This is a genomic window from Nocardia sp. NPDC056541 (assembly GCF_042794235.1).
Taxonomy (GTDB): Bacteria; Actinomycetota; Actinomycetes; order Mycobacteriales; family Mycobacteriaceae; genus Nocardia.
The window spans coordinates 47576-61051 of the sequence record NZ_JBHTUD010000001.1; the positions used below are offsets into that span (position 1 = coordinate 47576).

The window sequence follows — 13476 nt, forward strand, 5'->3', positions numbered from 1 at the left end:
AACCGTCAATACCGAACAGTTCGGCCGGTACCGTTGTGGAGTGACCACCTCCGCTGATGCAGACACCACTCGCGACCGCATTGTCGCCGCGGCGACAGACGAGTTCGCGCAGTACGGAGTAGCGGGCGCTCGCATCGACCGGATCGCGAGCAAAGCGAAAACGAGCAAAGAGCGGCTGTACGCGCACTTCGGCGGCAAGCGCGCACTCTATCGGCATATCGCCGAGCGCGAGCTGGCGATGATGACCGAAGCCACCCGGATGGACGCAACCGACCTGCCCAGCTACGCGGGGCGGGTGCACGACTACTTCATGGCCCATCCCGACCATCTGCGGCTGCTGCAATGGGGGCGGCTGGAAATTGCCGAGTCACTGGGCAACCCGTTCCTGAGTACCGCGCGACGGACCGTGCGTAGCACTGTCGAACAGCTGCAACAGGCGCAGGACGCCGGGTATCTCGATCCGGCGTGGGATCCGATCGACGTCATGGTCGTCGTCACCCAGATCGCCCTGGCCTGGGCCTGGCAGCCCGACCTCGTCGACTTCCTGGCCGAAGGACAGGTTCACAACCCATCCAGCGAAGCCCGTCGCGCTGCGATCGTCGCCGCCGTCGCAGGCCTGTTCCCCGTCATGGCTGGTACAGCTCCGGCGATCGACTAGCAGGGTTGCTACGTCAGATTGCGCCGAGAGTTTGCTCGAGCGAGTCCAGGTTCTGGCGCAGGCGTTCGAGAATCCGGCGCGGGCCGCCTTGTCCGTTGGTGTCGGCTGCCGGATCCACGACGGTGCGCATCGCCATGTCGGCCAGCTGCGCGGCGGCGGCCGGGCCGTCGTCCTGCCCGGGATGGTGCCAGAACGCGATCCAGTTCAGCATGCCGATGATGCCGAACGCCGCGGTGCGGGAATCGGCCGGGTAGAACTGCCCGGCACGGATGCCGTCGTCGATGACGGCAATGAATTCCTTGAGGACCCGGCGCTTGCTGTTGCGGTAGTTGTTCGCGAGCGCGTCGGGCAGTTCCGCTTCGGATCGCAGGAGCAGCCGGAAGCGGTCGGGCGCCGCCAACTGATGCAGGGCGATCGACATCGCCATCTCACGGAGTCGTTGCGCCGGATCGAGATCGGCGCGTTCGTTGATCTTGCGCAAGATTTGCGCGGGCTGTTCGGCGATTTCGGTCACCAGGCGGGCCAGCAGATCGTCTTTGTTGGCGACGTAGTGGTACAGCGCGGGGCGGGTCAGACCGGTCGCCTTGGCGATATCTTGGAGGGTGGTGCCGGCGAAACCCTTCTCCGCGAACAGGATGGTCGCCTGCTCCATGATCTCACGCTCGACGAGTTCGCGCCGGGAGGTGCTCTGCGCCCCCGCCGCGGGTTCGGACGCCGCCCGGCCACGGGTAGCGCGTCGGGCGGCGGCGGGTCGCGACTCGTCGTGTGCATCGGTGTTCACCCTCGATAGGCTATGCGCTGTCATGACAGCGCACTATCGCGCTCGCGCGGTGATCCCGCCACAACGGTGGCAACGGCGGTGAGGTCGACGAGGTGGGTGCGGCCGCCGGCGAGCCCGGCGGCGGCGTCGGCCCGGTATTCCTCGGGAACATCGACGATGACCGTGGCCTTCGAGCGCCACGTGACACGCTCGGCGAAGTCGAGGCGGGTGAGCACCTCCTGGCGGGAGGACCGCCCGGTCAGCCAGATCATGCCGGACGGCGGAAGCCCCGCGATAACGGCGTCCGCCGCCGCACTCCAGGCCGAATCGATGTCGAGTTCGACGACGACGGTCGACGGGTCGTCACGCAGCGCGGCGGGAGCAAGCCGATCGGGGTACGCCCGCTCGGCCCGTTCCAGCGGCTGATCGAGCACCCACTCCAGCAGGCCGGCGTCAGGGACCGCGTCAGGCGAGACTCCCGCGTAGTCGGCGACGCCGCGTTTCGCGACTTCGGGCGCGGAGGCGGCGAATCGTTCGAGCGAAACCTTTCCCGCACGGGTCATGTAGTTGATCATCAGCTGGTCGACCGGCAGGTCCATGCGTTCGGCGAAAGCGTCCCACCACCGCTCGCTGCGGGCGGCGATGGACTGCAAGCGCTCGACGTCGGCGCGGCGGCGGTACTCGTACTCGTCCAGTGCCGCCTCGATCGTGGTGGCTTCGGCGATGGCTTGATCGAGCGCGATCGCGTCTTCCATCGCCAGTTTGGTGCCCGAGCCGATGGAGTAGTGCGCGGTGTGCGCCGCGTCGCCGAGGAGTACGACATTGCCCGCGTGCCACCGGCGGCAGGTGACCGTGCGGAACCGCAGCCAGCGAGTGCGATTGCCGATCAGGTGGTGCCCCTGCAAGGTGTCACCGAACGCCTTCTCGAGGTACGCCAGGGACTCGTGATCGGATTCCGCCGCGGGGATCTGTTCGGTCGTGAGGTCGAATCCCGCTCGCTTCCAGGTGCGTTCGTCGGTTTCGATGAGGAATGTGCTGCGGTCGGGCGCGTAGGGATAAGCGTGCGCCACAAAGGTGCCGTGCTCGGTCGTGATCGGGGTGAACACCGCGCTCGGCAGGGCGAAGTCGGTGCCACACCACAGGTAGAGGCCGGTGCCGGTCCGGATGTCCGGTTCGATCGTGGCGGCCAGCGCGGTCCGCGTGGCGCTGTTGACACCGTCCGCCGCCACGATCAGATCGGCGTCGAGGTCGTCGATCGAACGTCGTTCGCCGAAGCACAGCCGGACGCCGGCGGCTTCGGCGTGGCGCTGCAGCACCGACAGCAAGGTGGTCCTGGCGATCGCCAGTAGCTCACCGTGCGAGATCCGCGCGACGTTGTCGCCGATCCGCATCGACATCTCGTGCCCGTGCGAGGACGCGACGATGTCTTCCAGCGAGGACGAGTCGGCGGCGCGCAGATTGCGCTGCGTGCGGGAGGCGAGACCGACGCCGAACCCGAATGTCGTATCCGGCGAACCCTGTTCGTAAACAGTAACCTCCGCGTCCGGGTGACTGCGCTTGAGCAGCCGCGCCGCGTACAAGCCGCCGGGGCCACCCCCGAGCACGGCCACTTTCTCCAGCCTCATGACGAACTCCTCATTCGATATCCACGTTTCTTCGGCACAGCCGTATTCAGAGAAATGACTTCGGCCGATCTAGCCGGGTGACTGTTCGCTCTCGAGCTTGTCGATGACATCGGCGCGCAGCTGCTTCTTGTTGATCTTTCCCACATTGGTCTGCGGGAAGGCACTGACCCATTCCAGTCGTTCGGGCCATTTGAATTTCGCCACGCCCAGCGCGTCGAGGTGCTGCCGGACCTCGTTCATGGTCAGCGGAATCCCGTTCTCGGCTATGAGATAGGCGCACGTCTTCTCCCCGAGTCGTTGATCGGGCATCGCCACCACTGCGGCGTTGGCGATGTTCTCGTGTTTCACCAGCAGCAGCTCGATCTCCTCGGCATTGATCTTCTCCCCGCCCCGATTGATGAGGTCCTTGATCCGCCCTTCGATCGACAGGTACCGCCCGCCGTCGATGGTGGTCACCATGGCGAGATCGCCGGTGCGATAGAAGCCCTCGGAGGTGAAGGCGGTCCGATTGTGTTCGGCCGCGTCGAAATAGCCGGGAATGGTGTACGGCCCGCGACAGACGAGCTCACCGACGCTGCCGTCGGACAGTTCGGTCTCGCCGCCGGGATCGAGGATCCGGATCTCGTCGTCGGCGGCGATCGGGGTGCCGACCGTGGCGAACCTGGCTTGCTCCGGAGCCGCCGGTTCGGTCACGGTGAACAGCCCCTCCGACATGCCGAAAAGCTGCCCGGCCCACCGCCCTTCGCCGTCATCCGCCCGTTCGAAGAGCTCAGCGGTCGGCTTCGCGCCGGAGAGGATCACCTGCCTGACCTCGCGCCGGACCTCGTCGTAGCCGGGCGACAACAGGGCTTGGAAGTGTCCGTGCCCGAAGAGAACCGCCGTCGCCTGCGCGCCGGCGATCAGCGGAAACGCCGTCGCCGGATCCGCGGTCGCCAGGATCAAGCAACCGCCCACCGAATGCGCGCCGTGCAGACCGCAGGTGATGCCGGCGTTGTGGATGATCGGGATCAGGTGGGCGACGCGGGTGTTCTCGTCCCAGCCGAGCCTGCGCGCGTAGAGCAGTCCGTTGTTCCAGTACTCGACGTGCAGGCGTGGAATCACCTTGGGCACCCCGGTGGTGCCACCGGAGAGCTGAAACGCCGCGATGTCGAGGGGATCGATGGCGGACTGAACCTGTGCCACGTGCGCTCGCGCCTGATCCGCCGGCACGTCGGCGCCGAGCGATTCGAGCGCGTAGGTGCCGATACCGTCCGGCGCGGCGAGCGTGAGAATGCGCCGCAGGGTCGGATGGCCGTCGGCCTGCTCGCGGGCGAAGGTGACCAGATCGAACGTTGTTCCGGCCTCTACCAGGTGCGCGACCGCGCCGACCTTACGGCTGATCTGCCCGACTTCGTGGCCTCGATGGGCCGCCAAGGTCGCGACCGGGACGAGGCCCGCTTTCAGACAGCCGTACCAGGCGAATACGGTCTCGAGCCGATTGCCGACCTGGAACAGGACCGGATCACCGGGTCGGAGGCCGATCTCGCCGAGCCCGACGGCGATCCGGTCGGTGCGGACGTCGAGCTCGGCGAACGTCACCGAGCCCTCGGCGGCGATCACCGCCATCCGGTCCGGGAACCGGATGGCGATGTCGTGGAGTCGTTCGGCGACTGGCTGATCGGTCCACGCACCGGAGTGGCGGTACCGGTCCGCGCGGTCGGCCGGGAACCCGACGAGGCGTTCGCCCCAGCGCGCGCGGCCGGTCACGGACGTGGTCATCGCTGTGCCACCGCGGGGAGCAGCTGGGCCAGTTCGGCGATGTGGTCGGGGTGATCGGCCGGAACCACACCGGAGTACACCGCGGTCCAGCATCCGGGGCAGCACTGCTGCCGGAACACCACTTCGGTGTCGACGTAGACCGCTGGGTCGGAGGTCACCTGCGGTCCGGCCACACTGGACGGTCCCTCGAAGCGCGCCAGCGCCAGCTTGCCGGACTTGCTGTCGCCGAGCAGCTGACCACAGTGCGCGCACCCGACCACGCGGTTGTCGCCGATGCGGACTTCGACCAGGTTGTCGTCGAGGCGGCGGGCATGCGTCAGATCCAGTTTCGCGTCTTGGCTCGGTGGCACGGTGGAGCGCTGCCGCCGTTCCTCGCGCACCGACGCACGCAATGTTTCGGTGCGGGCGGAGTCGAGGTCGCCGTCGGTGACGACGACGCCGTACCCGGCTTCGGCGCCGGCCGGTGTCACCTTGCCGTTGCGCACATCGATCGCCACGGACTCGGGCTCGCGTCGCAGCGGGTCGCCGTAACCGCCGCCACCCTGCCAATGCATGTAGAGCACCTCGCCCGGAGCCAGGTAGCTCTCCGCGTAGCACGCACCCAGATCCTGAGTGCCCGCCAGCTCGTCGAGCGAACCGGGAATCGTTCCCGCGGCCAGCATCTCGGTGACACCGGAGTCGCGCGCCAGGATCTCCAGGCCGGTGTTGCCCGGCAAGCCACCGGCGAGTCCACCGTTCTGGGACACCGCCTTGCCCGCGGACGCGAAGACCAGGCCCATCGGCAGGCTCGTCCCGTACGGGGTGACCGCGAGTGAGGCGCTGACACCACCGCGATGCCGGCCGGGGCCGCCGGAGTCGGGCTCCTCGCGACGCCACAGGGTGAGCAGCGGATACAGGAACTCGGTCATCTCGGTGTCGGGAATGCGCCCCATCGGGATACAGAACAAACCGCCGGTGTCCATGCCGTCGGCCACCGGACGCGCACCGTAGCCGCCCGACATGGGTTCCATCATGATGCTGAGGAACGGCACGGGCTGCTCGGGCCGCTCGTCCAGGCCCGCCACCACAGTGGTGTCCCAGGTGCCGCAGCAGGACGCCTGTACGTTCTTGCCCAGCTCGATGTGCTGGTCGAGCATCTGGGCGAGGCACTCCGCGATCAGGTTGCCGGTCAGCCACGCCGGCCCGATCGGGCCACGGCTGACCGCGGCCGGGAAGGTGGCGTTGTTGAGCGTGCCTTCCTCGGAGATCAATTCGAAGCAGCGCATGAGGCCACCGGCCGACCAGGGAATGTCGCCGGCCAGGATCGGCAGCAGCGCGAGCATCACCCCGCCGCGCATGCCGGCGTAGGTGCAGTTGATCACGCCGGTCTGCGGGTCGGTGCCGGTGAAGTCGAAGACGAGGTGGTCGTCGCGCTTCGTCATGGCCACGGTGATCTTGTGGACACCACGGTCACCCACATTCGCCTGGTCCTGGTAGCCGGTGGCGCGCCAGGTGCCGTCGGGCAGATCGGACAGCTTCGTGCGCAGCCGGGTCTCGGCATCGGCCATCATGCGCTTCATGACGGCCTTGACCGTGTCGGCTCCGTATTGCTCGATCACCGCGAGCAGCCGGTTGCGGCCGACGGAGTTGGCGCCGATCTTCGCGCGCAGGTCCAGGCCGACCAGCATCGGCACGCGCGAACGGCGAACCCAGGCATCGGCGACATCGCGCTGCAGTTCGTAGTCACGCACGACCTTGATCGGCGGAGTGGGCAGGGACTCGGAGAACACGTCCTTGGCCGCGGGGTCGAAGGACCCGAGGCCGGAGCCACCGAGGTCGGGTTCGTGGCAGATCGCGCTGGTCCAGGCGAACAGCTTGCCGTCGTGGAAGACCGGCTGGTAGACGATGACATCGCTCTGGTGCAGACCGCCACCGACCCAGGGGTCGTTGCACAGGAACATGTCGCCCTCGGTGATACCGGGGTTGCTCGCGCGGTTCTGCAGGGTCCAGTAGATCGCCAGGTCCACCGCGCCGACCAGCATGGTGTTGTAGAGACCGACCTGGACTTCCTGGCCGAGCTCGTCGCTGATGGCGAAGTCGAAGTCGTTGGCGTCGGTCACGATCGGTGAACCCGACATCCGCTTGAGCGCCTCGCCCATCTCGTCGGTCACCGACCAGAGCCGGTGCCGGATCACCTCGTAGGTGAGCGGGTCGACGTTGTCGATCTGTTCTTGCGTCACGGTGTGCACGGGCACCGACGAAGGCAGCGAACGCTGCAATGCGTCGAGGTCCGGCGGTCGGCTCACGAATCCTTCGGAGCCGGGAATCGTTGTGGTCATGGTCGTACTCCTGGTGTGCTGAGGGCGGTCAGTCGACGGTGATCGTGAGGTTGCCGAGCCGGTCGATCGAGCCGGTCGTGTCGTGCGGCACAACGACTGTCGTCGTCGGTACCTCGATCACCGCGGGTCCGCGCAGGACATGGCCGGCCCGCAGTTTCGTGTAGTCGTAGATGTCGGTGTCGACGTAGCCGCGGCGCCCGTCCAAGCACACCTTGCGAGTGCCGAGCAACGCGGGGCGCGCGTCGGCGGATTCCGCGGCGGCCAATGGCGGCAGTTCCGGGGTGAAGGGCAGGACGCCGGTGCCGCGCACGCGGTAGGTGATCGCCTGGATTCCCGCTTCCCTGAACCCGCTGTCCTGGCCGTAGAGGTCGGCGTAGCGTGCTTCGAATGCCGTTGCGGCGTCCGTGATCTCCGTCGAGGTCAGCGCACCGCCCGGAACCGGGGTCGCGACCTCTGCCAGCTGCATGGTGTAGCGCATGTCGATCTCGCGGGTGATCTCGACCGACGCGAACTGCAATCCCTGCCGCGAAAGTTGTTCGCGGACCTGTTCCTCGAGCTGCTTGAAGTTCTGTTCGACGCGGGCCGGATCCAGCGGCATGGCCGCGGGATCGGACAGTTCCCTGGCCAGCACGATGTCGGAGGCGGCCAGGCCGTAGGCGGAGAACGCCGAAGCCACCTGACCGAGTGGAACGACGACGTTGTTCACGCCGATCTCCTGCGCGTAGAACCCACAGTGCGCCGGACCGGATCCACCGAACGCGTAGACGATGAACTCACGCGGATCGTGTCCCGCCTCGACCACCGTTTTGCGCAGCAGGTCGCCGGTCTGGGCGTTCTGGACCTCGTAGATCGCGGCCGCGGCCTGTTCGATCGTCAACCCGAGCGGTTCGGCGATCCGGCGGCGAATAGCCTCCCGTGCCTGTTCCAGGCTCAGCGCCTTGCGTCCGCCGAGCAGCCCGCGTTCGGGCAGGATGCCCAGCACCAGATTGGCGTCGGTGTTCGTGGGTTCGGTTCCGCCCTGGCCATAGCAGGCAGGGCCGGGCACCGCCTGGGCACTGTGCGGCCCGATCTGCAGGTTGCCGCCCGCGTCGAGCCAGGCGATGGCGCCACCGCCGGAGCCGATCGCGTGCACCTCCAGTGTCGGCACGTTGATCGGGTGATGGTTGATGGTGGTGGAGGAGGAACGCACCGGCTCGCCGTCGACCACGAGGCCCGCCAGAAACGTGGTTCCACCGGCGTCGGTGGCGATGATGTTGCGGTGACCGAGCTGCCGCCCGAGTGAGACCGCGCCGACGACGCCACCGGTCAGAACCGAGCCGACGGTCGAGATGGCGTTGCCCGGCGCCTCCGACGCCGCGACCGCGCCGCCGTTGCTCTGCATCACCAGCAGCGGGCCGGCCAGATTCTTCTCCCGCAGCCGCCCTTCGAGCTCACCGAGGTAGTCGCGCAGCCCGGGTCCGATCTGGGTGCTCATGATCGTGGTGGCGTTGCGCGCGAACTCCCGGATACGCGGGCTGACCTCACTGGAGAGCGCGACGAACACCGACGGGTCGATCTCGTGCACGATGTCGCGGATCCGCCGCTCGTGTGCCGGATTCCGGAACGACCAGAGCAGCGACACCGCGATCGCGGAGATCCCGTCCGCCAACAACGTCGCGACCGCCGACCGCACGTCGTCTTCGTTCAGGGCCACGACCACGCGACCGTCTCGATCGATGCGCTCGGTCACCTCCAGAGCGTGCCGCTTGCTCACCAGGCCGTGCGACTTGCTCTGGTTCAGCACATTCTGCAGCTGCTCGGGCGAGTTGCCCAGGTACCGCCCCTCGACGTTCATGATGTAAATCGAATCGCGATGTCCCTTGGTGGTCAGGAAGCCGACCTCGGGGACTTTGTTCATCACCAGGGCATTCAGCGACGACGTGGTGCCGTGCGCGATGTGGTGAGTGTCGGCCAGCATCTCCTCCATCGGCCGACCGAGCTGCTCGGCCAGTACCTCGAGGACGTCCATCACCCCCTGCGAGTAGTCCGGCGGCGTCGATGGCGCCTTTCCGGCGACTATCAGCCCATTCCCGTCATCGAGGACGGCATCGGTGAACGTGCCACCGACGTCCACACCGATCACATATGCCATTGCCGCTGCGCTCCTTCGGACAGTGGTCGGACAGGTCGAGCTTCGACCGATCCCAACGCTAATTACGTTGGTGTCGATTATTTGACGTCTGTGCCGACATGTCAAGACCTATTCGTGATGCCAGTCACTTCTCCCTGGTCAGCGGCATATCACCTGCCGTCAGGCCATACACCGATGGTACACAGCAGCTACTGGACATGGATGTGCACGACACGCTGCCCTCCCGCGATGGGAGAACCGCTCGGCGTCACCCACTTGACCAATCATCACTTGTGTCGAATAATTGTCGTATGCGTAAATCCTTGACAGTCGGTCGAGGCCGGATCGGAAGGAATCACATGGGTATCCATCGCGTCGGGTTGGTCGTTCCCAGCTCCAATGCCACCGTCGAGACGGAGATGCCGGCGCTGCTGTCCCGCCATCCCGAGGCCGAGTTCTCCTTCCACTCCACGCGGATGCGGATGCACACCGTCTCCCCCGAGGGACTGGCCGCGATGAACGCCCAGCGGGAACGCTGCGTCCTCGAGATCGCCGATGCCTCCCCCGAGGTGATCCTGTACGCCTGTCTGGTCGCGGTGATGGTGGGCGGACCGGGCGAGCACCAGCGTGTGGAGAGCTCCGTCGCCGAACAGCTCGCCACCGGCGATTCCCCGGCTCGGGTCCGGTCGAGCGCCGGGGCCCTCGTGGAGGGACTGCGGGCACTGAACGCCCAGCGCGTCGCCCTGGTCACCCCGTACATGCGGCCACTCGCGGCGAAGGTCGTGGCGTACCTCGAGGCGGAGGGTTTCTCCATCAGCGACTGGAGGGCCCTCGAGGTCGAGGACAACACCGAGGTCGGCTGCATCTCGGGCGATCGAGTCATGGACGCGGCTCGCTCGCTGAACCTGGCGGGCGTCGACGCACTCGTCATCTCCTGCTGCGTGCAGATGCCGTCGCTGCCCCTCGTCGACGCCGCTGAGCAAGAGTTCGGCATTCCGGTCCTGTCCGCCGCGACCGCGGGTGCGTACAGCATTCTGCGCAGCCTCGACCTGCCGGTCGCGATCCCGCGGGCCGGCAGTCTCCTGCGCGCCGACGTCGCGGTCGCACCGCACTGACCGCCCCTATTCGTCCACTTCACCCAGAGGAGTCATCATGAGCGACCTCGCACACACCGTTCGGGGCGTCGACCACGTCGCCTACCCGACCTTCGATCCGGCGGCCACGGTCACCTTCTACCGTGATGTGCTCGGCTTCCCGGTCGTGCATTCGATCTGCGCGGCAGGCTGGGGGCCCGACAAGCACCCCGACTTCATCCACTTCTTCTTCGACATCGGCAACGACGACCGCTTGGCCTTCTTCTACTACTTCGGCCTGGAACCGTTCGAGGACGGCGGCCCACAGGGCGACGCGTACTCCCGGTTCGGTGCCGAGGTCCCCGTCTGGTTCATCCGGTCCCGGCATCTGGCCATCCACGTCGACAGCGAGGACGAACTGCTCGAGTATCGTCGCCGCCTCGACGACAGCCGGTGGCCGGTCGAGATGCGCGTGCAGCACGAGACGATCGACTCGATCTACACCCACGACCCCAACGGCTACATGATCGAGATCACCCGCGCGCTGCGGCCGGTCACGCCTCAGGAAGATCTGGACGCGAACCTGACGATCGACGCCCTGGTCGACGTTGTCTCACAACCGAATCCGAGCATGGCCGCGCTGCTCACCCGCAAGGCCGAGCTCATCGTCGAACGCGCCGCGGCATGGCAGGATGCCGAAGACAAGCGTCGGCTCGACGCCGAGGCGGTGGCGAAATGACGACACTGTTCATCCTCGACGTTCCCGAGAACAAGCCCGTCGCCGAAGTCGCCGGGCGCGATCCCGAGGTCGGCATCGAACGCGTCGGGCCGTACTTCAAACTCACCTCCGAGGGCACGATCGTCATCGATCGCCGGGCGACCGGGTGCCGCCACGCGGTCTGGTACAGCAGTGTCGCCGGACTGACCGACTCGGTGATCGTGCAATGGGACAAAGACGCGATGAAAGTCGAACCGCGATGACCCGATCCGCCGAACGGCTGGGCGCCGGACGCTACATCGAATCCGCCGCTGCCCCGACCTCGACCGTGACCTCGGTGCACGAACTGCGCACCCACGACGGCGCGAAAGTCGCAGGCGTGCTGCGCACGGTGCCCGGGGCGCGCACCGTCGTCGCGATCATGCACCCCCGCCAAGACCTCACCCATCACGTGCTGGTGCCCGAACTCCTGGAACGCGGATACGCCGTGTGGACGCAGGGCACCCGGTCACCGAACAACGACATCGCGCTCGTCCACGAACAGGCATTGCTGGACGTGGCCGCAGGCCAGGTGTTCCTGCGCGACCAGGATTTCGATCACGTTGTCACCCTAGGACATTCGGGTGGCGGGACACTGTTCGCCTTCTACCACCAGCAAGCCGGCGCACCATCCGGACAGCGGCTGGCCACCACACCCGCCGGGCGCCGAATCGATCTCACCGGAGCCGAGATGCCGATGCCGGACGGCGCGATCTTCATGGCGCCACATCCGGGTCAGGGCGCGTTGCTGCTGCGGTTGATCGACCCTTCCGTACTGGTGGAATCAGACCCGCTCAGCGTCGATCCCGCGTTGAACCCGTTCGATCCGGCCAACGGATTCGCGAAGCCACCGCACAGTTCCACCTACTCCCCCGAGTTCGTCGAGTCCTACCGCGCGGCGCAACGCCGGCGCATCGAGCGGATCGACGAGGTAGCCCGAGAACACGTCGCCGCGGCATCGCAAGCACGGCGACGCTTCGCGAAGTCCGCGGATCCCGTGGATCAGCGCACCGCCCTGGCGCCCCGGATTCTGACCGTCTATCGCACCGACGCGGACCTGCGGTTCACCGACCTGTCGCTGAGCCCGAACGAACGCCCTTACGGTTCGCTGTTCAGTCGCAGAGCTGACCTCACCAACTACGGCCTGGTCGGATTCGGCCGCTTCACCACCGCGGATGCCTGGCTGTCGACCTGGTCGGCGCTGAGCACCAATGCCGACTTCGTCCGATGCGCCCCCGGCGTGACGGTTCCGTCGATATTCGTCGAACTCACCGGCGATCAGGCCTGCTTCCCCGAGGACGCGACGAGGATGGTCGAGGCCCTGGGTTCGACCGACAAGAGCCACACCAGTGTTCCCGGTACCCATTTCGGTGGCCCGATCACCGAGGGCGCGCCGACCGGCGCCAGCTTGGCGGCGGCCGAGATCGGTGCGTGGCTCGCCGGGCGGTTCGGCTGAGCGGCGCGGCACGCTGATCGCCCATCACACCGAACCTACGTACACCAGAAAGATGACACACCTTGACCATCGACTTTCGTGACCAGGTCGCCATCGTCACCGGCGGTGGCCGCGGGTTGGGCCGATCCCACGCCCTCGAACTCGCTGCCCGCGGCGCCCATGTCGTCGTCAACGACCTACCGGTGCCGGGCGCCGCCGTGTCACCCGCGGAGCAGGTGGTCGCCGAGATCACGGCCGCCGCTGGTTCGGCGGTGGCCGACCACGCCGACATCACCGACTACGCGCAGGTGGTCGCCATGGTCGACCGAACCCTGCGCAGGTGGGGACGCGTCGACGTACTGATCAACAACGCCGGAATCCTGCGTGACGCCAGCTTCCGAAATGCCGACCTCGGCGACTTCCGCCGAGTCATCGACGTACACCTCACCGGAGCCGTACACACGACGAAGGCAGTGTGGGACACCATGATCGACCAAGAATATGGCCGAATCCTGATGACCACCTCCGGGTCGGGGATCTACGGAAACTTCGGCCAGGCCAACTACGCGGCGGCCAAATCCGCACTCGTCGGGTTGATGAATGTCCTGGCCATCGAGGGACACCCCAAGGGGATCCGTGTCAACGCGATCGCCCCGCTGGCCACCACACAGATGACCGCGTCCCTCTTCGACACCGACACATCAGAGTTGATGCGCCCCGAGGCGAGCACCGCCGGGGCACTCTTTCTGGTCTCCCGCGCCGCGCCGACCAAGACCATCCTCGCTGCCGGAGCCGGTGTCTACGCGACGGCCGAAATGCAGGAAACCACCGGGGTTCTGCTGCGCACCGACGAACAGACCGTCGAAGGAGTCGCAGCGCACTGGGAGCAGATCACCGCCGGACCGAGCATCGCCGTCGGGGACCTGCAAGGCCAGTTACGCCGATTCGTGGAACGCGCGAATTACGCAGATACCTGAGTGCA

General features: G+C 66.9%; 11 protein-coding genes. 6 read left to right on the forward strand and 5 right to left on the reverse strand.

The features are described from left to right. Window positions 1-40: 40 nt before the first annotated feature. Complete coding sequence (locus tag ACFQ9R_RS00215) at window positions 41-658, forward strand: TetR family transcriptional regulator (protein ID WP_378925674.1); 618 nt, start codon at window positions 41-43, stop codon at window positions 656-658. 13 nt (window positions 659-671) lie between these two features. Here ACFQ9R_RS00215 and ACFQ9R_RS00220 read toward each other — a convergent pair whose 3' ends face one another. The 5 genes from ACFQ9R_RS00220 to ACFQ9R_RS00240 all read right to left on the reverse strand — a co-directional run bounded on the left by ACFQ9R_RS00220 (window position 672) and on the right by ACFQ9R_RS00240 (window position 9250). Further along, complete coding sequence (locus ACFQ9R_RS00220) at window positions 672-1463, reverse strand: TetR/AcrR family transcriptional regulator (RefSeq protein WP_378987077.1); 792 nt, start codon at window positions 1461-1463, stop codon at window positions 672-674. Next, complete coding sequence (locus ACFQ9R_RS00225; RefSeq protein WP_378987080.1) at window positions 1460-3043, reverse strand: FAD-dependent monooxygenase; 1584 nt, start codon at window positions 3041-3043, stop codon at window positions 1460-1462. Before ACFQ9R_RS00225 ends, ACFQ9R_RS00220 begins: the two co-directional genes overlap by 4 nt. A 69-nt stretch (window positions 3044-3112) precedes the next feature. Beyond that, window positions 3113-4801: a (2,3-dihydroxybenzoyl)adenylate synthase gene (locus tag ACFQ9R_RS00230; RefSeq protein WP_378925682.1), complete on the reverse strand. Its 1689-nt coding sequence runs from the start codon at window positions 4799-4801 to the stop codon at window positions 3113-3115. Next, the gene (locus ACFQ9R_RS00235) at window positions 4798-7119 is read right to left on the reverse strand and encodes a hydantoinase B/oxoprolinase family protein (protein ID WP_378987083.1); all 2322 of its coding nucleotides are present in this window, start codon (window positions 7117-7119) and stop codon (window positions 4798-4800) included. Before ACFQ9R_RS00235 ends, ACFQ9R_RS00230 begins: the two co-directional genes overlap by 4 nt. A gap of 28 nt (window positions 7120-7147) precedes the next feature. Beyond that, window positions 7148-9250, reverse strand: a complete 2103-nt coding sequence (locus ACFQ9R_RS00240; RefSeq protein WP_378987086.1) for a hydantoinase/oxoprolinase family protein — start codon at window positions 9248-9250, stop codon at window positions 7148-7150. A 338-nt stretch (window positions 9251-9588) separates the two neighbouring features. Between ACFQ9R_RS00240 and ACFQ9R_RS00245 the strand changes: the two genes are divergently transcribed. The 5 genes from ACFQ9R_RS00245 (at window position 9589) to ACFQ9R_RS00265 (ending at window position 13471) form a co-directional block, all read left to right on the forward strand. Beyond that, window positions 9589-10344 carry a maleate cis-trans isomerase gene (locus tag ACFQ9R_RS00245; RefSeq protein ID WP_378987089.1) on the forward strand — a complete coding sequence of 252 codons (756 nt, stop codon included), beginning with the start codon at window positions 9589-9591 and terminating at the stop codon, window positions 10342-10344. 37 nt (window positions 10345-10381) lie between these two features. Next, window positions 10382-11041, forward strand: coding sequence for a VOC family protein (locus ACFQ9R_RS00250; RefSeq protein ID WP_378987091.1), 660 nt, complete (start codon window positions 10382-10384; stop codon window positions 11039-11041). Next, window positions 11038-11283, forward strand: coding sequence for a hypothetical protein (locus ACFQ9R_RS00255; protein ID WP_378925693.1), 246 nt, complete (start codon window positions 11038-11040; stop codon window positions 11281-11283). Before ACFQ9R_RS00250 ends, ACFQ9R_RS00255 begins: the two co-directional genes overlap by 4 nt. Next, complete coding sequence (locus tag ACFQ9R_RS00260) at window positions 11280-12515, forward strand: alpha/beta hydrolase (protein ID WP_378987094.1); 1236 nt, start codon at window positions 11280-11282, stop codon at window positions 12513-12515. The genes ACFQ9R_RS00255 and ACFQ9R_RS00260 overlap by 4 nt, the downstream gene beginning before the upstream one ends. 62 nt (window positions 12516-12577) lie before the next feature. Beyond that, window positions 12578-13471, forward strand: a complete 894-nt coding sequence (locus ACFQ9R_RS00265; protein WP_378987097.1) for an SDR family NAD(P)-dependent oxidoreductase — start codon at window positions 12578-12580, stop codon at window positions 13469-13471. Window positions 13472-13476 lie beyond the last annotated feature (5 nt).